This window comes from Deinococcus arboris, from assembly GCF_009755355.1.
Classification (GTDB): domain Bacteria; phylum Deinococcota; class Deinococci; order Deinococcales; family Deinococcaceae; genus Deinococcus; species Deinococcus betulae.
The window spans coordinates 59,796-82,644 of record NZ_WQLB01000014.1 but is presented as its reverse complement, the minus strand read 5'-3'; the positions used below and the strand labels follow the sequence as shown (position 1 = coordinate 82,644).

Sequence of the window (22,849 nt, the reverse complement as noted above, 5' to 3'; positions counted from 1 at the left end):
CCCCCAGAGAGGCATTACTTGATGTTGCTGTTAATTTCCTGCACGGCCTTGTCCAGAATCTGCGAGTAGTTCTGATTGGCCTTTTGCACGCTCTGGGCGATGGCGCTGCTCCAGGGGCTCCAGACGGCGCCCATCTGGGGCACGTTGGGCATGGGGGTGCCGGCGCTGATGCTCTTGCCGAAGCCCACGACCACAGGGTCGGTCTTCAGCTTGGTGCGGGCCGAGAGGCTGACCGGGATGCGGCCGCCCGCCTTGTTAAAGGCCACCTGCGCGTCGCTGGCAGAGATCTGCTTGGCAAACTGGGCCGCCACGGCCTTCTGCTTGCTGTAGGCGTTCATCATGGTGCCCTGCACGCCCACGAAGGGGCTCCATTTGCCGCTGGCGCCAGGAGGGGTGGGGAAGGTGGCGATGCCGTAGTCAATGCCCGCCTTCTTGATGTCTCCCATGTCCCAGGGGCCGGTCAGGAACATCGCCAGGCGGCCGTCCACGAAGGCGCTCTTGGCGGCGCCGCCGTCCACACCTTCAGGAACGAGGTTGTACTTGTAGCGCAGGTCGTTCAGGAACGCGCTGGCCTTGTCGGCGCCCGTGTTGGCCAGGCCCACGTCCTTGACGTTCAGGGTGCCGCTGTTGTTCTTGAACACGTAGCCGCCGTAGGCGCTGATGATGCCGTACTGCATGTAGGCGTTGCTCAGGTCGGCCAGGTAACCGAACTTGCCGCTGCCCGTGTTCTTCTGGGCCGCCGCCAGGAACTGCGTCCAGTTGGTCGGCGCCGTGGCCACCAGTTTCTTGTTGTACACCACGGCCACGGCTTCGGCGAACATGGGGATACCGAACAGTTTGCCCTGGTAAGTCATGGCGTTCAGACCGGTCTTGTCGTAGTCGGTGCGCGAGGTCACGTACTTGTCCATCGGCTCAATGACGCCGGCGGCGGCCAGCTGGCCCAGGCGGTCCTGGGGCAGGGTGGTCACGAGGTCAGGGCCTTGGCCCTTGGGGGCGCTCTGAATGAGCTTGTCAGGAATCTGATCAAACGGCACCGTCACCAGATTGACCGTGTGGCCGGTCTTGGCCTTGAACTGAGCGGCCTGTGTGCGCAGCCAGCCCAGCTCGGCGTCCCCGAAGTGCGACCAGACCGTGATGGTCGCGGCGCTGGCTTGACCCAGCAGAGCAAGAGACAGAACCGTCAGTGCTTTTTTCATAGGGCTCCTTTGTGGGCAGCGATTGTGAATCGCTTCCAATTGGACATTCCAATTCCCAGGGGCCTTCCACTGTAGGGGGCCACCTGGCGTGCCGAGGTGAGCGCCTCGGCGGGGGAGTGTATTCCGGTTGCTCAGAAAATAGTATAGACCTCTGATTCCCGCTTGACAATGTGCTGAGACCACAGCTTTTTCACGTCCTAGTCAGTCCTGAGTCACCTTTGACGGGGATAGAGAAGCGGCATGGCCTCTTGCTACAAAAGCCAGGAGTCCACTTATGGCCGAACCGAACGGGAGAAAACAGTTTGAGATGCAGTTGCTCTGGTCTGAAACTGTTTTGCAAGCTTTCTTTCAAGGGGTGTGGCCGGCCAGGCCAGGGGGCGTCTGGCCCATGCGGGGGCGCGTACACTGCCCGGATGACTGACGCCTCTCGCCTGTCCCGTGACCGACCGGGGCCTTTCAATCCTGCGCGTGAACTGTCGGTGCGTGTGCTGCTGCGGGTGCTGTCGGGCGACACCTTTGCCGCGCCCGCACTGGACGCGGCGCTGTCTCAGGCCCGGCTGCCCGGCCGGGACGCTGGCCTGGCCACCCATATCGTGTACGGCACGCTGCGGCACCTGCCCAGCCTGAGTGCAGCCCTCTTGCCGCTGCTGCGCGGCGAGACCCACCCAAAGGCGCGTGCCCTGCTGCTGGCCGGCGCTTTCGAGAAACTGTATCTGGAGACGCCGCCGCACGCGGTGGTCAGCGAATACGTGAATCTGGCCCGCACCGCGCGCCTGGCGCCGCCGGGTCTGGTCAATGCGGTGCTGCGCCGCGTGGAACGCGCGGCCGACGCTGAAAACCAGGAGTTACCAGCCTGGCTGGCGGCGGTGTACCGAGACGCTTACGGCGAGGCAGCTGGGCGCGTGATGGCCGACCTGCTTCAGCCTCAGCCCCTGTGGCTGAGCCTGTCGGACGCCGGGGTCAGGGCGCTGGAAGAGGAAGGGAGCGTGGTGGAAAGCGGGCCGCAGGGGGTTGACCGCGTGAGCCTGGACCGGCCCTTGCGCCAGACCGCGGCCTTTGCCCAGGGGCAGGCTCAGCCGATTAACCCGGCCAGCCGCGCCTGCGTGGATGCCCTGGGCGACGTGCGGGGCGCGCGGGTACTGGACCTGGCGGGCGGCGCGGGCGTGAAGGCCGCCATGCTGGCCACTGAGGGCGCGCAGGTGACCAGTGTCGACATCGAGCCGCGCAAGCACGAGGCGGCGCGCAAGAACCTGCGCCGCCTGGGCCTGAAGGCCGAGTTCATCTCGCACGACCTGACGCAGCCTCTGCCGCTCGCCCCGGCGCCCTTCGTGCTGCTGGACGCCCCCTGCACGGGCAGTGGCACCCTGCGCAGTCACCCGGAAATCAAGTTGCGCCTGACCCCGGAGGCGGTGGAGGAGATGGCGCAGCTGCAGGCCCAGATGCTGCCCAGCGCCGCCGCTCTGGTGCAGCCGGGGGGAACACTGGTGTATTCAGTGTGCAGCGTAACGCCCCAGGAGGGGCCAGAGGTGGTGGCGGCGTTCCTGAACACCCACCCCGATTTTGAGGCGCAGGCCGTGCCGAACCTGGAAGTCCCCAGCGTGCCGGCCGGCCCCGGCGTGCTGACGGTGCCCGAAGGCGGGATAGATGGCTTCTTTATCGCGCGGCTGCGGCGTAGAGCGCAGGGCTAACCGGTCCAATGGGGTTCTGAAGTGGGAAGATGCAAAGTCTGCCGGGCCAGCTGGTCAAAGAACCCTCTGTCCAGCTGAACGGCCCAGCATTGGCCCCAGGGCAGAGAGAACAGCACGGCTTGCAGCAGAACAGTGCGGCCCGGCGCGTCCAGCCGTGCGGCGCTCAGCCCGTCGCCGAAAAGGGGCGCCCCGGTGATCCAGCCCTGGCCGGCCGCTTCGGTCAGCCAGTGGGCAAAGGCGGCGTGAATGTTGCTGCCGGATGCCAGCAGCACCGTAGACTCACTGTTTTCATTTGACCAGTGCAGGCCGGTGGGGCAGGTCAGGTTCAGGCCTGGCCCCAGGTCGGCGGTGTAGTGTGCCGCCCTGAACAGGCTCAGCCCCAGCGGGCCAGTGGACCAGGGCGGCATGACGTGCAGCAGCCACTCGGGGTTCAGGGTGTAGAGCGGTGGAAACTGTGCGAAGCCAGAGCCGGCCTCGGCAGGCGGCAGCCCCGACGCCACCAGGGCCGCCTGAACTTCCCTGAACAGCTGAGCGCGCGCCGGAAAGTCATCCGCTGGCAGGTGCAGCAGCGCCACCCGTTCATCCCGGCGAGAGCGGTAGACGCCCAGCGGCGTCACGCCCGGCGGCCACTTCACCCCCTGCAACTCTGGCGGCAGGTCGCCCAGACGTTTCATGCGGCGCGGGTTGGGTGGCTGCTGAATGGGTGGCAACAGCACCCTCAGCGCAAAGTTCAGGCGCGTCAGCCAATGCCAGCGCTGCGGCACGTCCACCGCCACCTCGCTTATCTGAGCCAGGGCAGCGGTCTTCGGCCTGCGGCGGTGCATTGCCCCCACCGGATACAGGAATGTCCATCCCTCCTTTCTCTTGCGCCCCATGCCCACACAATAAAACCGGGCCATACGCGGCGGCCCGGCACATCAGCAAAACCTGTGGATCAAGTCCGTCTGTTCCGCTGAACAATCGGGACAGACGCGAGTTGCCAACGCCTCGACTGGAGGGGCACCTTGCTTCTGCTTCGTCGCCTGACCAGTCGCCCTACTCGGATTTACTCGCCCAGCGCCGCGTCCAGGGCGATTTCAATCATGGCGTTAAAGGTCAGCTGGCGCTCCTCGGCGGTGGTTTCCTCGTGGGTGACGAGGTGGTCACTGATGGTCAGGACCGTCAGCGCCCTGACGCCGTGCTTAGCGGCCAGGGTGTACAGGCCCGCCGCTTCCATCTCTACGGCCAGCACGCCGTACTGCGCCCAGAGTTTGTACTGGTCAAAATCGTCGTGGTAAAAGGTGTCGCTGCTCATGATGTTGCCGACGTGCGTGGCGTGGCCGCGCTCTTTGGCAATCTGATAAGCGCGCATCAGCAGTTCAAAGTCGGCAATAGGCGCAAAGTTCTTCTGCCCAAACCGGATGTTGTTGATGTTGCTGTCGGTGCAGGCGGCCTGTGCCAGGACGATGTCGCGCACATGCACGTCTGCCTGATAACTGCCGGCTGTGCCCACCCGGACCAGGTTCTTGCAGCCGTAGCTGGCAATCAGTTCGTGGACATAGATCATGCTGGACGCGATGCCCATGCCGGTGCCCTGCACGCTGACGCGCTTGCCTTTGTAGGTGCCGGTGTAGCCGTGCATGCCGCGCACGGTGTTGTGCAGCACGGGGTCTGTAAAAAAGGTTTCGGCGATGTGCTTGGCGCGCAGGGGGTCGCCCGGCAGCAGCACGGTTTCGGCGATCTGGCCGGGTTCAGCGTTCAGGTGAATACTCATGCGCTACAGGCTAGCAGGGGGCCGGGGACGGGCGTCCCGGTCCATCAGGGCGTGGAGGGAGCGGCCCTAAAAGATGCGGAGTCCAGCGGGAAGGCCCACGCACCGCAACAGCACCGGCCCCTTGTGGCTCCCGCCGCCCGGATTCCACCGTTGGTGCAAAGAGGCCGCGTCTGGCTCGTCAGGCCGGGAGGTACGCCAGCGCGGCTTCCAGAAAGGCGGCCGGGTCTGCTGTGCCCCCCTGGGCCAGGTCAGGGCGGCCCCCACCCTTGCCGCCCGTCTGGACCAGCGCGGCTTTCAGGACTGCGGCGGCGCTCACGTCAGGCGCGCTGCTGCCCACCCCGCAGCGGCCCCCAGCGGTCACGGCCAGCACCACGGTGGCCGGGGACAGGTCGCTTAGGGCAGCTTGCAGGCCGGCGGCGTCTGGCAGACGCACCGTTTTGATGGTCAGGTCACCGCGCAGCTGAGCGGGTGCTGCGTCGCGCAGGGTCCGGGCGTGGCTGGCGTGCAGGGCGTCCAGTTGTGCCTGAAGGGCCACGTGGCTAGTGCTCAGGGCCTCGACCCGTTCCAGCAGGCGCTCGACGGGCACGCTAAATCCCTGGGCCAGCGCTCGAGTGCTGGCGTAGACCTCGCTCAGGTACGCGCTCGCCTCTTCGCCCGCCATGAAGGTGACGCGGGTCACGCCGCCTTTAATCCGCTCGGTGCGCAGCACCACCACCGGCGCGGCCAGGCTCGCGCGCGGCACATGGGTGCCGCCGCAGGCGCTGACATCAAAGGGGTGGCCAGCCTCGTCCCGGAAAATCACCAGCCGCACCTCGCCGCGCACCTGTGTCTCCCGGCGCAGCGGATAGCGGCCCAGGTCGGCCTCGGGGACCACGGGCGTCTCCAGGGTCAGGTCGGTGCGGCCGAGGGTCTCGCGCAGCAGCGTTTCAGCGGCGCGCACGTGCAGCTCTGCCGGGTCGCCCAGCAGGTCCAGGGTGCATTCGGGGCTGGCCATGTTCACGGCGGCCACCGTAAAGGCGGGGTTCACCCGCAAGAACGCCTGCGCCAGCAGGTGCTCGCCGCTGTGGCGCTGCATGTGGCGCCAGCGGCGCGCGGCGTCCACCTCGCCTGTCACGTCGGCGCCCACCGGGGGCAGGTCGCCTGTCAGGCGGTGCCACACCTGCCCCGTGGCCTTGTCCTTGCGGCTGCCTGTCACCGCCGCTTCTGCGCCCGCCCAGCGCAGCGTGCCGGTGTCGGCGGCTTGACCCCCAGCTTCCGGGTACAGGGCGGTGGCGTCCAGGGTGACCTCCTGGCCCTGCACGGCCTGAACCTGCGCGGCAAACGTCAGCTGGGTGCTGTGGTGGTACAGGGGACGGGTCATGCGGGCCAGGGTAGCGCCCACCCGCTTCCGGCGCGCTGTCTTCAGCCCAGCTCCCAAAGAGAGAGGAAGCCTTCGTGTAAGCTCAGCTCTGTATGAACGTTATTGGGAAAGTCACGGTGCTGCCTCAGCTGCCCGGCAGCATCGCCCGGCTCTCGGAGCTGGCATATAACCTCTACTGGTCGTGGACCCCACACGCCCAGGCACTGTACGAGACCCTGGACCCCTCTCTTTGGGAGCGCTTCCAACGCAACCCGGTGCGGACGCTGCTTGAGGTGCCGCAGGCCCGCTTGCAGGCGGTGGCCGCCGACCCCGCTTATCTGGCCCGCTACGCGCAGGTCATGAAAGACTTTGACGCCTACATGGGCAAGGCAGACACCTGGGCCAGCCGGAAGGCGCCGGGCCTGAAGCCGGTGGCGTATTTCAGTATGGAATACGGCTTCCATGAGTCGCTGCCCATTTACTCGGGCGGGCTGGGGGTGCTGGCCGGCGACCACTGCAAGAGTGCCTCGGACCTGGGGCTGCCGTTTACGGCGGTGGGGATGCTGTTTCACCAGGGCTATTTCCGGCAACTGTTTGATAAGGACGGCTGGCAGAACGAGGCCTACGACGAACTGGACCTGACCACCTTGCCCATCACCCCCGCCCGCACCGCCGGCGGCGAGGAAGCGCGCGTGCAGGTCCGCATTGGCGACCGCGAGGTGCAGGTGCGGGTGTGGAACCTGAACGTGGGCCGCATTCGGGTGCTGCTGCTGGACACCAATGTCCCTGAAAACAGCGAGGACGACCGCAAGCTCACGGCCCGCCTGTACGGCGGCAACCAGGAGTTGCGCGTGCAGCAGTACGTGCTGCTGGGCGTGGCCGGCATCCGCGCGCTGCGGGCGCTGAACATCCCCGGCGAGGTCTACCACATGAACGAGGGCCACGCCGCGCTGCTGGGCCTGGAGCGGATGCGCGAATACGTGGCGCAGGGCCTGGAGTTCCGCACGGCGGTGGAGACCGTGGCGGCCAGCACGCTGTTTACCACCCATACGCCCGTTCCGGCTGGCAACGACGCCTTCGGCTATGACCTGATGGACCGCTACCTGGGCAAGTGGCCGGGCCTCTTGAACACGACCCGCGACGAGTTGTACGCACTGGCCAGGCACGAGCAGCTGTGGGACGGCCACCTCGTCCCCACCTTTTCCATGACCGTGTTCGCTCTCAACATGAGCCGCGCGGCCAACGGTGTCTCCGAACTGCACGGGGAAGTCAGCCGCGACATGTGGAAGTTCCTGTACGAGGGCGCCGAACCCGAGGAAGTGCCCATCGGTCACGTCACCAACGGGGCGCACAACCTCACTTTTACTAGCCAGGCCATGCGCGACCTGCTGTCCACGGTGTTGCCTGCCGACTGGACCGAGCGCCTGGAAGACGAGGCGATGTGGGCCGCCGTGGAAGGCCTGAGTGACGAGCAGCTGCGCGACGTGCAGCGCGACATGAAACGCGAGATGATTGCCTTCGTGCGCGCCCGCGTGCGTGAGCAGAAACTGCGCAATGGGGCCTCGGCCGCCGATGTGGCCGCCACCGGCACCCTGCTGGATGAAAACACCGTCACTATCGGGTTTGCGCGCCGCTTTGCCACCTACAAGCGCGCCACGCTACTGTTCCGCGACCGCGAGCGCCTGAGCCGCATCGTGAACCACCCTGAGCGCCCGGTGCAGTTTGTATTTGCCGGTAAGGCCCACCCCGCTGATAACCCCGGCAAGGCGTTTATTCAGGAAATTTACCGCATGAGCCAGGAGCCCGAATTCCGGGGCAAGATTGTCATTCTGGAAAATTACGACATGAACGTGGCCCGTCACCTCGTGCAGGGCGTGGACATCTGGCTGAACAACCCCCGGCGGCCCCTGGAGGCCTCGGGCACCAGCGGCATGAAGGCCAGCTTTAACGGCAGCCCCAACTTCAGCGTGCTGGACGGCTGGTGGCGCGAAGGCTACGACGGCACCAACGGCTGGCCGATTGGCGAGGAACGTGAATACGCTGACCTGAACGTGCAGGACGACGCCGACGCCTATAGCCTCTACCAGACGCTGGAAACCGAGATCGCGCCGCGCTACTACGGCACCCCGACCGGCGAGAATTCCTGGGCCGATACGGTGCGCCGCGCCATTCAGACGGTCAGCCCGCGCTTTTCCATGCAGCGTCAGGTGATTGATTACGTGCAGGGCTACTACCTGCCGATTGGCGAACGCGGCGCCGAACTGGCCGAGAACAGCAGCGCCCGCGCCCGTGAGATTGCGGGCTGGAAAGGCTGGGTGCGCCAGCAGTGGAACTACACGACCCTGACGGCCCAGGCCCAGTTGCCCGCCACCACCCAGCCGGGGCAGACGGTGCCGGTCAGCGCGCAGGTCAATCCGGCTGGCATCAACCTCAACGAGCTGCGCGTAGAGGCGGTGCTCAACCGGGGCGGCCACCTGACCCGCTTTCCCCTGAAAAGCCAGGGCGACGGCCGCTTCAGCGCCGATGTGCCGCTGAATGAAAGTGGCCTGTATTCCGTGGGTGTGCGGATGCTGCCGGTTATCGAGGGCCTGAGCAACGACCTCGAAGCGGGCCTGATGAAGTGGGCCTGAGCTAGAGCCGCTTGAGGGCCGCCCAGCGCAGTGCCGGGCGGCCCTCGTCGTGGGGCTAGAAGAAAGGAGCTTGGCGAGAGGAGGACAGGGGAGAGTCATCAGGTGAGGCCTCAGGGCCGGGCTTGTCAGAGGCTCTCAGCGTCAGTCAGCTCTGTTTGACCCCTTGCTGCAGCTCTTTGCTGAGTCCACACAGATCAGCGCCGCCCGGTGATGCCCCTGGGCGGCGCTGCTCTCTGTGCTTTTACTTGTTCTGAGACAGGCGTTCCAGCACCAGACGGCTGACCGTCTTCAGGGTTTCAAAGACGCCCACACCCTTGTCGGACATGGCTTCAAACAGTTGCAGTTCCTGCTTGGGGTCAATGACCGCGCGGATCATGGCGGTGGGCAGGGCGTCGGGCAGGTCGCGCTTGTTGATTTGCAGCACGATGGGCACGTCGCGCACGTCAATGCCGTGTTCCTGCAGGTTCTCGCGCAGGTTGCGCATGCTCTCGGCGTTGGCGCGCAGGCGGTTGGGGGCGCTGTCAGCCACGAACACGATGCCGTCCACGCCGCGCAGAATCAGCTTGCGGCTGGCGTTGTAAAACACCTGGCCGGGCACGGTGTACAGGTGAAAGCGGGTCTTGAAGCCCTGCACGCTGCCGAGGTCCAGCGGCAGAAAGTCGAAGAACAGGGTGCGCTCGTCTTCGGTGGCCAGAGACACCATCTCGCCGCGCAGGTGGCCGGGGACCTTGGAAAAGACGTGCTTGAGGTTGGTGGTCTTGCCACTCATACCGGGGCCGTAATACACAATCTTGCAGTTGATTTCACGCGCAGCGAAGTTGATGGTACTCATGGAAGTCCTCCTGGGGCAGGGAAGAAGGGGTTAACCGAGCAGGTCGTCAAGGAGCGAAGCCGCGCCCTGGCTGAAGTCGTCGCCCAGTTGCACCGGGGGAATGTCCTTGAGTTCTTCGAGGATGGCCGCAATCTGCGTGATGGTCTTCTTGGCATACACCTTGACCTTGCCCAGCGGCACGCTGGCGTCAAAAATCAGGGTCAGCAGCGAGTCGGTCCCCACCGATTCCACGTACAGGGTGCCGTTCTCGCCCTGGTGAATCTGCTCGCTGAAGGTGCGCTCGCCCAGCATGTTGGCCAGGGCGGCGGTGGCGGCGGCGTTGCTGGCCACCAGGGTCGCCACGCTGTCCAGCGCCGGGGGGCGGGGCGCCCACAGCGCTTCTTTGTGAGACAGCACGAAGCCCTTGCGGTCCACGAGCAGGCCGTAGCGTACACCCGTGGTTTCCAGAAGCTCTTGAATATGCCCGTCTACACGCTCGAAGGCGTCGCCGTACAGTGCCAGTGAGGGTTCAATCATATGCCCGCCAGTGTAAGTGCGCTTTTCATACAAGAGCCTGACTGAAGGTGAGACGTGTACCGAATGCGGCTGTTGCCTCTGTTGTAACGGCGCGGCTGCCCGGCGACTGAGGCTGAGCGCCGCCGCACTCTGGCGGCCAGTGGGCGTGGTGAAGCGGGAAAAAGCCCTGCTGCTCAGGAGCCCGAAGCTGACGAAGCGCTCACCCGCCGCGCCGGGCGCCGCATTACACTCGCCCGCGTGACATGGCACAGGCGCAGGGTGGGGACTAGAAGGCTTTCTCTGGCTCTGCTTGGGGCGTTGCTGACGGGGCTGGCCGGGGCGCGCCCGGTGGCGATTGGTGGGCTGGTGCAGAGCAGCGCCGTGGACACCCGCGTCTTTGTGGGCGGCGAGGCGCTGCCCGTGTGGACCCTGCCGCGCCTGGGGGTGGCGGTGCGCAACGACCCGCAGGACGTGCGCCTGCAACTGGGCACGCGGGAACTGCGCTACAGCCCCGCCGCCGGCTGGCGCGCCATTGGCTTGCCGCTGCCCACCCGCCTGCCCGTACCCGAATTGGCTGGCGGCAGCCTGTATGTGCCGCTGGCGGCGCTGACCGCGCTGGGCGTGCTGGTGCTGGCCGATACGCCCTCGCTGCTGGATTTTGCCGCGCCGGTCAGCGTGCCCCTGGAGACGCTGCCGCCCTCGCCTGTTGCTGTCGCCTCGGCCCCTGCGCCCACGCCTGCCCCTGTGCCGGGGCCAACGCCAGGGCCGACCCCACCGGCGCCGACCCTGCCCAGCGCCACCCTCACCACCCTGCGCGTCAGCCGTACCCTGCACCGCACCGTGGAGGTGCAGCGGGTCGTGGTGGAACTGAGCGGCTCGGTCGCGCACACCGTGACCCGCGAGGCACATGGCCTGGTGGTGGGCCTGCCGGGTGTGACCGCCGCCCCTAGCACCCAGACCCTGGAATCGGGGGATACGCTCAGTGTCCTGAGCAGCCCTCAGGGCACCACGGTTCGGCTGGGCACCGGCGGTGGCCGCAGCGAGATTTTTACGCTGGACAACCCCCCCCGCGTCGTGATTGACACCACCACCTATACCGACAGCCGCGTGCCGCCCCCCGTCAACCCCGACACGCTGCCCGAAGGCGTGACCTACCGCGCGGTGGGCAAGCTGCACCTCCTGAGTTTTGACCCGGCGCGCTATCAGCCGCGCGTGGTGAGCGCTCCGGCTGGCAAGGCCAGCGGCGTGGCTGACCTGGTGCGTTCGGTGGGCGGCGTGGCGGGTGTGAACGGCGGGTACTTTGACCCGGCCAGCAACCTGCCGGTGGATCTGGTGGCGGTGGGCGGCCTGATGACCGCCGGCAGCCTGGAAAAACGCGCCACCCTGGGCTTTACGGCGCAGGGCGAGGCGCTCTTTGGCTATCCCAAGCCCCGCTACGTCCTCAGTGGCCCCGAGTTCAGTGTGACGGTGAACAGCATTCGCAGTCGGCCGGACGGGACGCTGCTGACCGCCTTTGTAGGCGACGGAACGACGCGGGTGGGGGCCGACCTGCTGACCACAGTGTTTGTCGCTCCAGGCGCCGGCAGTGTGGCCCGAGCCCTGACTGGCGTGGTCGTGCCGCCGGAAGGCACGCTGGCCTTTACCTTTGACCCGGCCCGCTTTCCGCAGCTGCCGCGCACCGCCGGGGCCCCTCTGACGGTCGGCCTGAACTGGCGCGCCGCCGACGCCCCCTGGGAGACCGCCCTGGACGCCCTGAGCGCCGGGCCGCTGCTGGTGCAGGGCGGGCGCGTGGCCATCAATGCGCAGCGCGAGGGCTTTAACACGGCGGCCAACATCTGGCGCCCCACCCGGCAGGTGGCGCTGGGGACGCTGGGGGCTCAGCCCACCATCGCCTACTTTGAACACGGCACCCCCGAAGCCTTCGCCGCCGCGCTGGCCGCAGCGGGCGTGCGCGACGCGGTGCGGCTCGACAGCGGCAGTAGTGCCACGGCTTACCTGACCGGCGGGTATGCCAGCCTGGGCGGCTACCTCAACACGGTCTGGAGCCGCACGGTGCCCAACGCGGTCGTGTTCGTGCCGCGTGCCCCTGATGCCCGTAAGTAGGCCCAGTTAGACGACGGCCTGTTAAGTCCACCTAGCTGGAGGGCTTCACAGCCGGAACCCGCATTCGGTTGCTTCTTTGTTTCTCTGAACCGTCCTGACCGGTGTTTCGGGCAGAGGCGGTCTTACGCGGGTGTGCTTAGCCGCTCCATCAAGCGCAGGTAGGCCTGGGCGGTCACCTGCACGTCACCGTAGCTGCGGTGGCGCCCACCTGGGGCAAAATTCAGGCCCAGCCGGTCGGCCACCGCATTCAGGTTGTGGGCGCGCTCCTTCGGGAAAGCGCGGCGCGAAAGCTGCACGGTGCAGTGTTCAGCCGCAGGCTGCCAGGTCAGCCCCTGCCGCCGGGCATTGACCCGCATAAATGAACCGTCAAAGCCAATGTTGTGCGCCACCACCGGCCAGCCGTTCACGAACTCCAAAAACTCAGGCAGGACCTCGGCAATGGCCGGGGCGCGGCGCACCATCTCGTTGCTGATGCCGTGGACCTGCTCGGCGCGCCAGGGAATCAGCAGGGCCTGGCCCCCTTCGCCTGTGGGCCGCACCAGGGTCTCGTACTTCTGCGATTCGTCCACCTGGCCGTCCACAATCCGCACGGCGCCAATTTCCACAATGCCGTCCCGTTCGGGCGACAGGCCAGTGGTTTCCAGGTCGAACACGACGACGTTCACGCCCCGCAGGGTAGCGCATAGGCGAAGCCGCGGCGCTGCTGAGTGGCTAACGGGCCGTTTGGAACCTCTCTGAGGGGGTCACTGTCTTCTTGAGGTTGGATAGGCGGAATCCATGACTCAACGCCGGGTCGGCATCTCTTGAGAATGTTGCCGAGCTGCAGTGGTCTCACGCCCTTTGCGGCTAACGTCTGCAGAGATCAGGAGGGGAAAGGCGTCTGGATGTGGAGGGATTTTTCCCCTGTCGGTCAGTGCGAAAAATGCCTTGACGCTGCCTGAGGGAGTGAGGACACCTTTCAAGGCCCTCAGGGGTTGGCTCTCACAGCGCCTGAGCCAGCTTCGTTCTGTGATCCACTCGCGCTTCAGCGTACCAGCAGCGGCTCATAGGCGGTTTTGACTGCGCCGTTGGCAAACGTCAGCTTGGCAATGGTGTTCAGGCTGGTCACCTGCCGCCCCAGGACGCTCTTGACCGCCAGGCTGATGTTGGCCGTCACCGTGCGGCCCTGCTGGGTCACGCGGGGGTCCAGGGCGCCAGGGGTGCGGCCCGGTAGCCACAGTTCCTTCTCTGGCAGCAGTTTTTTCACGTATTGACCGTTTTGCACGTACTCGATCTCGTACTGAAATTCGGCGCGCACCACGGCGCTCTGCGCGCCTTTAGTTTCAATCACCAGATCGCAGCGGGCGGCCTGGCCCGACTGCAGGTAGGTGTTCACGCCGACCGCCGACTTGCACGAGCGGAAGGACCAGACATTCAGCTTGGTGGGACCGCCGGTCAGGGTGACGGCGCTGGGCGCGGTGCGGGTCAGGTAGTTGCGGTCAGCCTCAATAACAAATCGCGTGTAGGCCGGGTCCCAGTCGCAGTAGATGCGTGCGGTACGTTCGTCGGGGCTGGTGGCCAGCACGCGGTAGTTGCTGCCGTCCAGGGCGTAACAGGGGTCCAGGCGGCCCGTGTTGGACACGAAGCCCATCGCCATCTGCTGCACGGCGGCAAAGGTGCTGCGGTCCAGGTCGGCGTTCACGTCCTCATTGGCGCTGTGGAGGCTCACGGCCGTGATACGGCTGCTGGGTTCGCTGGATTCCCGCTCGACCTCTAGCAACTGCGAGCCGGCCACCCGCAGGCGGTAGGTCCAGGTGCGGCCCCACTGCTCATTCAGTTCGCAGCGGTACTGCTGGCAAAAGGCGCTGGTCGAGACGGCGCCGCTGGTGCCCAGCAGACCAGCAGCGCTGGCTGGCGTGGCCAGCAGAAAGGCAGCAATCAAGGCCGTGTGGCGCAGAGGACTCATAATTCAAGGGTACGGGTCAGGGCTCTACCTTGCATGCCAGATTGACCAGGCGTCACCTTGGGCTGGTCTTGAGCTTGCAGGTGGTGTGCAGCAGGGACAGCGGGGCAAGAAGTTTTCAGGCTTCTGATAGAGCCCAGCAGCCTGAATAGAAAGGTAGGACCTAGAGTCTTTGAAAGCTACAGGTCTAGAGGCTCTGAAGCAAGTGGACTTTCCGGGCCACTCCGCTAGGCGAGTCGCCGCATCCAGACAGTTCCTCAATACGAAGCGGTTGCTGCCCTTTCCCTACCGATAGCACAGAGGTCCACCGTCAGACCTGGCCGGGTGTCTGTTCAGCGGGCTTCTGCACCTTTCTTTGTGCAGAAGCCCGCTGCTCAGTGCAGATTGAAAGCCGTCATCACGCGGGTGGCCAGGTCGCTGGGGCTGTCCTGCAGGCTGACGTGCAGGGTCAACACATCCAGTTCGCTGGGATCGGGCGTTTCCAGCGCCTCTAATTGAGACGGCAGCAGGCTGGGGCCAGCAAAGTGATCCGGGCGGTGGTTCAGGCGCTCTCTGACCAGCGCGGCCGGCACGTCCAGATAGACAAAGCGGGTGCCGGGCAGACGTAGGATGTCGCGGTAGCGGCGCTTGAGGGCCGAGCAGGCCAGGATAACTTCCGGGCGTTCGCCCAGCGCGCGGCGCAGCGCCAGCAGCCAGGGGCGGCGGTCATCGTCGGACATGGGGGTGCCGGTGGCCATCTGGGCGCGCGCCTGCGCCGAGTGGTAGTCGTCGGCGTCCAGAAAGGGCCAGTGCAGCTGCGCTGCCAGCGTCCGGCCCAGCTCGGTCTTGCCGCTGCCAATCACCCCCATGACCACCACGCGCATGGGTCCAGTGTGCAGTGCGCCTGGCCCACCGGGCTTTAGGTGACATTGAGCGTTGCGGCCTGCGCCATCAGGGCGCCCACGGCCTCTTCCTTGCCCTTGGCTTCAACCTCGATCCAGGGCACGTCGGCGTAGGCACTGGGCAGCTGCGTAATCAGGTAGCTGTGGCGGCGGTCGCCGGGGCCTTCCAGGCCGTTACTCAGGTGAACCACCTGCCACTCTGGGGGTTGCCAGGTGCGCCGGGCCGCCAGCACCCACTCGCGCACGCTGGGATGTTCCTGGTCGGGCAGCTTGTCGTAGACCACATGGTGGTGGGCGTCAAAGACCAGAGGCGTTCCCGTGGCCTCGCACACCGGCAACAGGTCGGCGGGACCATAGGCGCGCTCGTCGTTTTCCAGACCCAGCCGCAGCCGCGCGCCGTCGGGCAGGTCAGGAATGATGGCGGTCAGTTCGGCGGCCCGTCCACCTTTGCCGCCGTGCAGCAGCAGCAGCGCCCAGTGGCTGCGCGGCAAGCCCAGGCCGTCCAGCACGCGGGCGTGGCTGCCCAGCGCGGCGGCGCTGGCTGCACGCACTTCGGGGCGGTCACTGTTGAGGACGATGAATTGCTCGGGGTGCATAAGCACGCGAATCCCGGCGTCCACGAAGGCCTGCCCAGCAGCCAGGAGCTGCGGTGCCAGAGCATCTAACACGGCCCCGCCCGTGTCGTCACCGGCCAGGTCCAGCATGGGAAAGAGACTGGAACTCAGGCGGTAAAGGCGAATGCCGCGCGCCGCGCAGAAGTCGGCGGCCCGCTGCACCCGCGAGATGTTCTCGGCGTACAGGTCAAGCAGCGCCGCTTCCCGCGCCTCTGGGCTCAGGGCGCGGTAGCGCGTCAGGGTGATGGTGCGGAAGTGGATTTCTGGCCCCACCGTCATGCACACCAGGCCGTAGGCCGGGCTGGGCGCGCTCACGGCGTCTGCCCTGCGGCGGGTGCGGCCCGGCCCGCTTTGCGGCAGCGGTCCGAGCAGTAGCGCACCTGCTCCCAGTCGCGTTCCCACTTTTTGCGCCAGGTAAACGGCAGGCCGCACGCCGCGCAGAGTTTGGTGGGGCGCTGACTGGGTGGCCGGCCTTTGCCGAATGAAGCTTGAGCAGACATCCGCTGCATCATGCGCCGGGGCCGGGGCCGCGCGACAGAGGCGCCGCTTGGCGCTTTCTTGCGGGTTGGGCGAGGAGGACGGGCGGCGCCTAATGGACACCCCTTTTTGAAAACGCATTCATACGGCCGGGAATCAGAATGGCCGATACCAAAGGAAAGACGACCGGTTTCTAGAAAAGGGTCGCTTGTCTGGCTTGACAGCGTTTTCAAGAGCCTTTACGCTCGGGGTAAGCAGCTCTTTTTTGCCCCACCTGACCGCAGGAGGCCACTTTCCGTCTGACGCCCATGTGTGCGCCCAGGCGGCACAGTCGGACTTGCCCTGCCGTTCCTCAGGCTGCCCGGAGGCTTTCATGTTCCAGCGCCGCGCCCGCACCTACGCCGCCCTGTCTCTGGTCACGCTGATGCTGGCCAGCTGCGCCCGCACCGCTGTCACCGAGCCGCAGCCGGTGTGGCAGGAAGAATTTACTGGTTCTGGCCTCAGCACGGCCCGCTGGAGCCATCAGCTTGGCAACGGTTTCATGAATGGCAGTGAGTACATTTCAGGCTGGGGCAACAACGAGCTGGAATATTACACCGACCGCCCTGAAAACCTGCGCCTGGAGAACGGCGAACTGGTCATTACCGCCCGCAAGGAAAGCTACAAGGATGCCCAGGGCGCCACCTTTCCCTGGACCTCGGCCCGCATCCGCACGGCGGGCAAGTTCAGCCGCACCTACGGCCGCTTTGAGATTCGCGCCAAGTTTCCGAAAGGCAAGGGGCTGTGGCCTGCCATCTGGATGCTGCCCGAGGAACCCAATCCCTACGGTGTCTGGGCGGCCAACGGCGAACTCGATATCGCCGAAGGCTGGGGCAGCAAGCCGACCGAGGTAGGGCAGACCATCCATTACGGCGGCGTGTGGCCCAACAACGTCTACAAGGGGCAGACCGTCAACTACCCTAACGCGGGCACGATGGACGAGTGGCACGTGTACACCGTCGAGTGGACGCCCGGCAAGATTCAGTGGTTCATTGACGGCCAGCTGACCTCTGAGAAGACCGAGTGGTGGAGCGCCAAGGGCGTGCCCCCCAGCAGTGACAGTGATCTGTATGCCTGGCCGGCACCTTTTGACCAGCCGTTCTACTTGCTGCTGAACCTGGCGGTGGGCGGTAACTTTGACGGCAACCCCGACGCGACGACGCCCAGCACCGCCGAGATGCGCGTGGATTACGTGCGCGTGTACGGCCTGGAAGCCGAAAAGAAACCCGCCCGCGAGCGCCCCAAGATGACCTATCCCTGGACACCAGTGCCCGGCCGCCCCGCCCTGCAGGACGGCAACCTGGTCTATAACTCGTCCTTTGACTGGGCCGACACCGACCCGCGCGTGACGCCGGGCGCCACCCATCTGGACGGCGTGACCAATTCGGCCTTCTGGACGCTGTACACCAGCGACGGCAAAGTGAATCTGAGCAACGACGCGGCGCAGGGCAGCGCCCTGAAGGCCGACATCACAGCCCCTGGTAACGTCAATTACGCCGTGCAGGTGCGTCAGGACGGCCTGAACGTGGAAAGCGGCGGCAAGTACGAGGTCAGCTTTGATGTCTGGGCGGCGCAGGCCCGGCCCATGATGGTCAAGGTGGGCGGCGGCCCTGACCGGGGCTACGCGGCTTATTCCGGTGAGCAGACCGTCAACATCGGAACCACGAAGGAACGCAAGACGCTGACCTTTGACATGAAGGCCGTCACCGACGCGGCCGCGCGCCTGGAATTCAACCTGGGAGCGGCGGGCGCTGGCCCCGTGTGGCTGGACAATGTGGTGGTCAAGCGGGTGGGCGACGCGGCGGGCGCGCGGCCCCCAGCCCCGGACGGCAACCTGCTGTACAACGCCGCCTTTACTCAGAACAGCGCGGCCCACCCCGGCATTGCGGGCGTGCCCGGCACCGCCTACTGGTCCACCTGGGATAGCGGCGCGAACGGCCTGACCACCGCCGTCAGTGGCGGTGAGGTGACCCTGAACGTGGCCCATGTGGACCCGGCCAACAACTGGCATGTGCAGCTCAACCAGACCGACGTGCCACTGGTGGGGGGCCAGAGTTACACCCTGACCTTTACTGGCCGCGCCAGCAGTGCCCGTGAGGTGGCGGTTGTGGTAGGCGAGAACGGTGGCAGCTACGCCCGCTACCTGGACACCAAAGCCGCCTTGACCCCCACAGCTAAGGGCTTCACCTACACTTTTACTGCTCCCACGACCAACGTGGCGGCGCAGCTTCAGGTGCTGGGGGCGGTCGGCACACCGGGCGACGCCTACAGCCTGTCGTTCAAGGACTTCAAGCTGGTGCCGAACAAGTAAGGCGGCATGGGGGAGGATTCGGCAACAGACCGCCGAATCCTCCAGGTGGGCTGGTCAAGCGGCACAGCAGCAGCGGTAGAAGGGGGACCGGAAGGCCTCTGGTGAGCTGTGTCATTGGAGCAACCCGGTAGGTAGAGTGTTTCGGCGGTGGGGTGGCTTCCTCGTGATGAACGGGGTGCCGCCCCACCGCTGTCTATCTGACGTCCAGCGTTCGGAGGCGGGAAGACGCTGGTTTATCAGCACGTCAGTTAAAGGTGCTGGGCTGAGCCGTGTGGGAATTCATCGGGGGTCTTCGCTCTGTCAACCGCATGACAGGTGAGTGCTGAATTTAGATGAGCGACAGAGAGGGCCGTGCGCTCTGGCACCTGTGACGCTCCGGCAGGCCCTGCCGACTGTTCAGTAGGCTGTGCCCACGCCGTGCTGCTGACCTGCTTGTTAAGCGTTGGGCTTGAGCAGGTGGGTCAGGCAGTGGCCGTAGCTCACGCCCTGCTGGGTATCGGCCACCAGGTCGTTCACGCTGAATTCTTGCAGCACCCCCAGCATGGCGTCGCGCATACGAGTGTAGACCGTGTTGCGGGCGTGGCAGCGCGCTTCTTCCACACACGGCTCGTGCCAGTTGAGGCTGATGCACGACAGCGGCGCCACCGGGCCGTCAATGGCGCGCACCACCTCGCACAGACTGATGAGATGAGGTTTGCGGGCCAGCGCGTAGCCGCCGCCAATTCCCTTTTTGCTTTTCACGACGCCCTTGGCGCTCAGGGCCGCCAGAATCCTGACCAGGTACGGGCGGTGAACGCCGGTCGCCTCACTGATTTCCTCACTGGACACCCAGCGGTCCAGCGGCTGGGCGCCCAGAAAGCCCAGGGCCTGAAAAGCGTAGACATCGGTGGCCGAAAGCCGCATGGGCCGCAGTGTACCCTGGGATGCGGCCGGTTTACGCCTGTGGCTCTGCGGCGTGCGCCGAGACGGCCAGAAGGGCATTGTCAGGCACTGACAGCAGAGGAGTGTTGCCCTGGACGTAGCGATGGTGACAGGCTGAAAAGAGTCGCGTCTGCCCAGCACTGTCGCCCTTCTCATGCGGGCTCCTGCCTGACGCAGAGCCCACCACCTCTGACCGGTCATCACAGTGAATGGCCCGACCTGCACACCCCCTCTCGTCTCCCTTGCACCCGTGTCAGCGGCGCTTTCGCTGCTGGGTCTGAAAGGCCGCCAGGCGGGCCGCCGAGACCTCCCCCGCCTGCACGGCGGCCCGCACAGCGCAGCCCGGTTCAGTGGTATGGGTGCACTTGCGGAACCGGCACTGGGCGGCCAGGTCCTCCAGATCGTCAAAATCAGCGGCCGCCGCGTCCCACACCGCGATGTCGCGTAGGCCCGGATTGTCAATTAGCAGCCCACCGCCCGGCACCAGATACAGCGTGCGGGTGGTCGTGGTGTGGCGGCCCTGGCTATCACTGGCCCGCACCGCCCCCGTCTGTGCGGCCTCGCGGCGCAGCAGGGCATTGGTGAGGGTGGACTTGCCCACACCCGACGAGCCGATCAGGGCCAGCGTGACACCTTCGGTCAGCAGGGCCTGAAGTGCGTCTAAGTCCTGCCCATCCGCCGCTGAAACGGCGTGTACCTCCAGCTCAGCGCCAAGACTTTGCAACTCGTTCAGATACCAGCCCACATCTGGGCGCAGATCGGCCTTGTTGAGCACCAGCACGGGCCGCGCCCCGCTGGCCTGCACGGCCTGAACGTAGCGTTCCAGCCGGTCCAGGTCGAAGTCGGCGTCCGGGGCCGTGACAATCAGGACGACATCGACGTTGGCGGCGATAACCTGCTGGCGCACGGCCTGGGGCCGGCGGCCCTCGTCGGCGCCCAGGGCGCGTGAGAAGGTGGTGCGGCGGGGCAGCACCTGGAGCAGGCGGCCAGGCCCTGTGCCTGCGCCCTCCAGAACGGCCCAGTCGCCAATGGCGGGGGCGACCTGTTCCTGGCGGAGGGTGCCCGCCAGCCGGGCCTCGGTGTCGCCGTGGGCGCCGCGCACGTGGACGATCTGGCGGCCCGTGCCCACAACGCGCACCGGCTGCACCTGAGGCTGCGCCTCGGGCGTGAGCGTCTGGCAAAACGCCTGGTAGTCACTCTCAAAATCGGCCCCCCAGCCCAGGGCCCTTAGCTCAGGCAACATATGGCCCCTACTCTGCCACGCGGGCACCCTGGACCACCGCAGGCGAGGGCTGACGAGCGTGGCCCGTGCGCCCTCTGGACACTGTTCAGGCCCTCGTAGGGTCTGACACTCAACGCCTTTTTCAGCTGGCCTGAGCGCCTTTTGATCATTGCTGGCAATTCGCCATCTTTTTGTGGTACTCTGCCAGTGGTTCCTATGCCATTGAAACCCCCCTCCCGAGTTCATTCGCTGATTCGTCACGCGCTGGAAGAACAGGCGGCGCGTGGGCACCAGGGTGACCTGCCCGACGGCAAGGTGACGCTGCGCCTGCAAGCCGCCGACTTTTTCTGGCTGACTCAGCTGGCCGAGCTGATGGACGCCACCCGCACCCGCGCCGCCGGGCAACTGCTCTCAGCGGCCATCCGCGACGCCGTTCAGGCCGCTGGCCTGCCCACCCAGGGCGAGGAGTTCCAGGCCGCCTTTCAGGCGTTTCTGGCACAGGAGTTTCCCCACGAGACCTCGCCCCCCGCTGCCGACCCCACCCCCTAAGGAGCCGACATGCCTCACCACACCGAACTGATTGCCGCCCTGGCCGTGGGCCTCACCCTCGCGTTTTTTGGCGGTCTGCTGGCCACCCGCCTGCGGTTGCCCCCCCTGGTGGGCTATCTGCTGGCGGGGGTTGCCGTTGGCCCCTTTACCCCCGGCTTTGTGGCCGACTCGCGCATTGCCGCGCAGCTGTCCGAGATTGGCGTGATTCTGCTGATGTTCGGGGTGGGCCTGCACTTCTCGTTTGGGGACCTGCTGGCGGTGCGCCGCATCGCTGTGCCAGGCGCGCTGCTGCGCATGCTGGCGGTGACGCTGCTGGGCATTGGCATGACGCAGCTGTGGGGCTGGTCGGTGGGGGAGGGCCTGATTTTCGGCCTGGCGCTGGCGGTGGCCAGCACGGTGGTGCTACTGCGCGCCCTGGAGGAACGCGGCACCCTGAACACCGAGAAGGGCAAGATTGCGGTGGGGTGGCTGATTGTCGAGGACCTGGTGATGGTGCTGGCGCTGGTGCTGCTGCCCGCCTTTGCGCCGCTGCTGACGGGTCAGACCGAGGGTGGCCTGAATGTGGGCACGCTGCTGACCACCCTAGCCCTGACCGTGGGCAAGGTCGTGGTGTTCGTGGCGCTGATGATGGTGGGGGGCCGCCGCGTCATTCCCTGGGTGCTGGCCCGCGTGGCCCGGCTGGGGTCGCGCGAACTGTTTACGCTGGCCGTGCTGGGCACAGCGCTGGGCATCGCCTACGGGGCCGGCATCCTGTTTGACGTGTCGTTTGCGCTGGGGGCCTTCTTTGCCGGCGTGGTGGTGAGCGAGAGCAAGTTCAGCCAGCAGGCGGCCGAGGATGCGCTGCCATTTCAAGACGCCTTTGCGGTGCTGTTCTTCGTGTCGGTGGGCATGCTGTTTGACCCGTCCATTCTGCTCAGCGCGCCGCTGCTGGTACTGGCCACGGCCCTGCTGATTATGCTGGGCAAGGCGCTGCTGACCTTTGTGCTGGTGCTGTGGCGCGGCTACCCGGTGGGCACGGCGCTGGCGGTGGGCGTGTCGCTGGCGCAGATCGGCGAGTTCTCGTTCATTCTGGCCACCCTGGGCCGCGACCTGAACCTCCTGAGCGCCCAGGGCCAGAACCTGATTCTGGCGGGGGCCATCATCTCGATTTCTCTGAACCCCTTCCTGTTCCGGCTGATTGAGCCGCTGCAGCGTGCCCTGGGCGGGCGCGGGAAGGCCGTGACCAGCGCCGCTGTCCCAGAGCAGACCCCGACGGTACTGCGCGACCACGCCGTGCTGGTGGGCTACGGCCGCGTGGGCCGGCTGGTGGGCGAGGCCCTGACCGCACAAGGACAACCCTTTGTGGTGGTGGAGCAGGATGACGCTCTGGCCGACGACCTGCGTACCCAGGGCCATCAGGTCATCCTGGGCGACGCCGCCCGAACCCAGGTGCTGCGCCAGGCCGGGCTGCCCGAGGCCGCGCTGGTGGTGATTGCCGTGCCAGACGCCATTCAGGCCCAGCTGATGACCGAGCATGTCCGGCGTGTGAACCCCGGCGTTCCGCTGATTGCCCGTGCCCACGACGAGCACACCCAGCTGGCCCTTCAGGAACTGGGCGCCACCGAGGTACTATTTGCCGAGCAGGAACTAGGGCAAGCTATCGGCGTGCAGGCCGTAGAGATGATGGCGGCCCGAAGCTAGCCGCAGGCCAGAACCCAGCACAGGAGAGGCACAGCCCAGGAAACGCGGCTGTGCCTCTTCTCTTGAGGAGTCTTTTCTAGGTCAGGCTGCCTAGAGCGGTCTTCAGGGACTTTCGACAAGCGCAGGGCGGAGCAACTCGCTGGTGTGAACGGCGGTTGTGCGCGGCAGGAAGGGGTG

19 protein-coding genes are annotated in these 22,849 nt (G+C 66.2%); 6 read left to right on the top strand and 13 right to left on the bottom strand.

Annotated elements, in window-relative coordinates:
- Nucleotides 1-14 precede the first annotated feature (14 nt).
- Nucleotides 15-1,196 (bottom strand): sugar ABC transporter substrate-binding protein, encoded by a 1,182-nt coding sequence (locus GO986_RS11815; protein WP_157459500.1) that lies wholly within the window; start codon nucleotides 1,194-1,196, stop codon nucleotides 15-17.
- A gap of 413 nt (nucleotides 1,197-1,609) precedes the next feature.
- Between GO986_RS11815 and GO986_RS11810 the strand changes: the two genes are divergently transcribed.
- Nucleotides 1,610-2,884 (top strand): RsmB/NOP family class I SAM-dependent RNA methyltransferase, encoded by a 1,275-nt coding sequence (locus tag GO986_RS11810; RefSeq protein WP_157459499.1) that lies wholly within the window; start codon nucleotides 1,610-1,612, stop codon nucleotides 2,882-2,884.
- Here GO986_RS11810 and GO986_RS11805 read toward each other — a convergent pair.
- The 3 genes from GO986_RS11805 to GO986_RS11795 all read right to left on the bottom strand — a co-directional run bounded on the left by GO986_RS11805 (nucleotide 2,881) and on the right by GO986_RS11795 (nucleotide 5,997).
- Complete coding sequence (locus GO986_RS11805; RefSeq protein ID WP_157459498.1) at nucleotides 2,881-3,708, bottom strand: hypothetical protein; 828 nt, start codon at nucleotides 3,706-3,708, stop codon at nucleotides 2,881-2,883. The genes GO986_RS11810 and GO986_RS11805 overlap by 4 nt on opposite strands.
- Before the next feature lie 221 nt (nucleotides 3,709-3,929).
- Nucleotides 3,930-4,637 carry a purine-nucleoside phosphorylase gene (gene deoD, locus GO986_RS11800; RefSeq protein WP_157459497.1) on the bottom strand — a complete coding sequence of 236 codons (708 nt, stop codon included), beginning with the start codon at nucleotides 4,635-4,637 and terminating at the stop codon, nucleotides 3,930-3,932.
- Between the two features lie 178 nt (nucleotides 4,638-4,815).
- Nucleotides 4,816-5,997 (bottom strand): alanyl-tRNA editing protein, encoded by a 1,182-nt coding sequence (locus GO986_RS11795; RefSeq protein ID WP_157459496.1) that lies wholly within the window; start codon nucleotides 5,995-5,997, stop codon nucleotides 4,816-4,818.
- Between the two features lie 92 nt (nucleotides 5,998-6,089).
- On the opposite strand from GO986_RS11795, the gene GO986_RS11790 reads away from it, so the two are divergent.
- Nucleotides 6,090-8,606 (top strand): glycosyltransferase family 1 protein, encoded by a 2,517-nt coding sequence (locus tag GO986_RS11790; protein ID WP_157459495.1) that lies wholly within the window; start codon nucleotides 6,090-6,092, stop codon nucleotides 8,604-8,606.
- Between the two features lie 241 nt (nucleotides 8,607-8,847).
- Here GO986_RS11790 and mglA read toward each other — a convergent pair whose 3' ends face one another.
- The gene (gene mglA, locus GO986_RS11785) at nucleotides 8,848-9,438 is read right to left on the bottom strand and encodes a GTPase MglA (RefSeq protein ID WP_157459494.1); all 591 of its coding nucleotides are present in this window, start codon (nucleotides 9,436-9,438) and stop codon (nucleotides 8,848-8,850) included.
- Between the two features lie 30 nt (nucleotides 9,439-9,468).
- Nucleotides 9,469-9,954, bottom strand: coding sequence for a GTPase-activating protein MglB (gene mglB / locus GO986_RS11780; protein ID WP_157459493.1), 486 nt, complete (start codon nucleotides 9,952-9,954; stop codon nucleotides 9,469-9,471).
- Between the two features lie 297 nt (nucleotides 9,955-10,251).
- Here mglB and GO986_RS11775 point away from each other — a divergent pair, with 297 nt between their 5' ends.
- Entirely contained in the window at nucleotides 10,252-12,036 is a 1,785-nt protein-coding gene (locus GO986_RS11775) for a phosphodiester glycosidase family protein (RefSeq protein WP_232337755.1), read from the top strand.
- A 122-nt stretch (nucleotides 12,037-12,158) separates the two neighbouring features.
- On the opposite strand, the gene GO986_RS11770 is transcribed toward GO986_RS11775, so the two are convergent.
- The 5 genes from GO986_RS11770 to GO986_RS22930 all read right to left on the bottom strand — a co-directional run bounded on the left by GO986_RS11770 (nucleotide 12,159) and on the right by GO986_RS22930 (nucleotide 15,973).
- Complete coding sequence (locus tag GO986_RS11770; RefSeq protein WP_369409337.1) at nucleotides 12,159-12,701, bottom strand: 3'-5' exonuclease; 543 nt, start codon at nucleotides 12,699-12,701, stop codon at nucleotides 12,159-12,161.
- Between the two features lie 359 nt (nucleotides 12,702-13,060).
- Nucleotides 13,061-13,981, bottom strand: a complete 921-nt coding sequence (locus GO986_RS11765) for a hypothetical protein (protein ID WP_157459491.1) — start codon at nucleotides 13,979-13,981, stop codon at nucleotides 13,061-13,063.
- Nucleotides 13,982-14,352: 371 nt separating this feature from the next.
- The gene (locus GO986_RS11760; RefSeq protein WP_157459490.1) at nucleotides 14,353-14,841 is read right to left on the bottom strand and encodes a gluconokinase; all 489 of its coding nucleotides are present in this window, start codon (nucleotides 14,839-14,841) and stop codon (nucleotides 14,353-14,355) included.
- A gap of 35 nt (nucleotides 14,842-14,876) precedes the next feature.
- The gene (gene uvsE, locus GO986_RS11755) at nucleotides 14,877-15,788 is read right to left on the bottom strand and encodes a UV DNA damage repair endonuclease UvsE (RefSeq protein WP_369409336.1); all 912 of its coding nucleotides are present in this window, start codon (nucleotides 15,786-15,788) and stop codon (nucleotides 14,877-14,879) included.
- A complete protein-coding gene (locus GO986_RS22930) occupies nucleotides 15,785-15,973 on the bottom strand; it encodes a DUF2256 domain-containing protein (RefSeq protein WP_224575833.1) in 189 nt (62 codons plus the stop codon). The genes uvsE and GO986_RS22930 overlap by 4 nt, the downstream gene beginning before the upstream one ends.
- Nucleotides 15,974-16,323: 350 nt before the next feature.
- Here GO986_RS22930 and GO986_RS11745 point away from each other — a divergent pair, with 350 nt between their 5' ends.
- Complete coding sequence (locus GO986_RS11745; protein WP_157459488.1) at nucleotides 16,324-18,300, top strand: carbohydrate binding domain-containing protein; 1,977 nt, start codon at nucleotides 16,324-16,326, stop codon at nucleotides 18,298-18,300.
- Between the two features lie 435 nt (nucleotides 18,301-18,735).
- Here the strand turns inward: GO986_RS11745 and GO986_RS11740 are convergent, their stop codons facing one another.
- Complete coding sequence (locus GO986_RS11740; RefSeq protein ID WP_157459487.1) at nucleotides 18,736-19,203, bottom strand: Rrf2 family transcriptional regulator; 468 nt, start codon at nucleotides 19,201-19,203, stop codon at nucleotides 18,736-18,738.
- Nucleotides 19,204-19,474: 271 nt separating this feature from the next.
- Nucleotides 19,475-20,464, bottom strand: a complete 990-nt coding sequence (gene rsgA / locus GO986_RS11735; RefSeq protein WP_157459486.1) for a ribosome small subunit-dependent GTPase A — start codon at nucleotides 20,462-20,464, stop codon at nucleotides 19,475-19,477.
- 195 nt (nucleotides 20,465-20,659) lie between these two features.
- Here rsgA and GO986_RS11730 point away from each other — a divergent pair, with 195 nt between their 5' ends.
- Entirely contained in the window at nucleotides 20,660-20,992 is a 333-nt protein-coding gene (locus GO986_RS11730; protein WP_224575840.1) for a hypothetical protein, read from the top strand.
- Nucleotides 20,993-21,001: 9 nt separating this feature from the next.
- Entirely contained in the window at nucleotides 21,002-22,672 is a 1,671-nt protein-coding gene (locus GO986_RS11725) for a cation:proton antiporter domain-containing protein (protein ID WP_157459485.1), read from the top strand.
- Nucleotides 22,673-22,849 lie beyond the last annotated feature (177 nt).

Excerpts from the sequence above, each read along its gene's own strand:
- GO986_RS11765 (WP_157459491.1), bottom strand. The coding sequence starts at position 13,981 with ATGAGTCCTCTGCGCCACACGGCCTTGATTGCTGCCTTTCTGCTGGCC.
- GO986_RS11790 (WP_157459495.1), top strand. The coding sequence starts at position 6,090 with ATGAACGTTATTGGGAAAGTCACGGTGCTGCCTCAGCTGCCCGGCAGC.
- GO986_RS11760 (WP_157459490.1), bottom strand. The coding sequence starts at position 14,841 with ATGCGCGTGGTGGTCATGGGGGTGATTGGCAGCGGCAAGACCGAGCTG.
- GO986_RS11810 (WP_157459499.1), top strand. The coding sequence starts at position 1,610 with ATGACTGACGCCTCTCGCCTGTCCCGTGACCGACCGGGGCCTTTCAAT.
- GO986_RS11795 (WP_157459496.1), bottom strand. The coding sequence starts at position 5,997 with ATGACCCGTCCCCTGTACCACCACAGCACCCAGCTGACGTTTGCCGCG.
- GO986_RS11730 (WP_224575840.1), top strand. The coding sequence starts at position 20,660 with ATGCCATTGAAACCCCCCTCCCGAGTTCATTCGCTGATTCGTCACGCG.
- GO986_RS11725 (WP_157459485.1), top strand. The coding sequence starts at position 21,002 with ATGCCTCACCACACCGAACTGATTGCCGCCCTGGCCGTGGGCCTCACC.
- GO986_RS11805 (WP_157459498.1), bottom strand. The coding sequence starts at position 3,708 with ATGCACCGCCGCAGGCCGAAGACCGCTGCCCTGGCTCAGATAAGCGAG.
- deoD (WP_157459497.1), bottom strand. The coding sequence starts at position 4,637 with ATGAGTATTCACCTGAACGCTGAACCCGGCCAGATCGCCGAAACCGTG.
- GO986_RS11745 (WP_157459488.1), top strand. The coding sequence starts at position 16,324 with ATGTTCCAGCGCCGCGCCCGCACCTACGCCGCCCTGTCTCTGGTCACG.
- rsgA (WP_157459486.1), bottom strand. The coding sequence starts at position 20,464 with ATGTTGCCTGAGCTAAGGGCCCTGGGCTGGGGGGCCGATTTTGAGAGT.
- GO986_RS11815 (WP_157459500.1), bottom strand. The coding sequence starts at position 1,196 with ATGAAAAAAGCACTGACGGTTCTGTCTCTTGCTCTGCTGGGTCAAGCC.
- mglB (WP_157459493.1), bottom strand. The coding sequence starts at position 9,954 with ATGATTGAACCCTCACTGGCACTGTACGGCGACGCCTTCGAGCGTGTA.
- mglA (WP_157459494.1), bottom strand. The coding sequence starts at position 9,438 with ATGAGTACCATCAACTTCGCTGCGCGTGAAATCAACTGCAAGATTGTG.
- GO986_RS22930 (WP_224575833.1), bottom strand. The coding sequence starts at position 15,973 with ATGTCTGCTCAAGCTTCATTCGGCAAAGGCCGGCCACCCAGTCAGCGC.
- GO986_RS11740 (WP_157459487.1), bottom strand. The coding sequence starts at position 19,203 with ATGCGGCTTTCGGCCACCGATGTCTACGCTTTTCAGGCCCTGGGCTTT.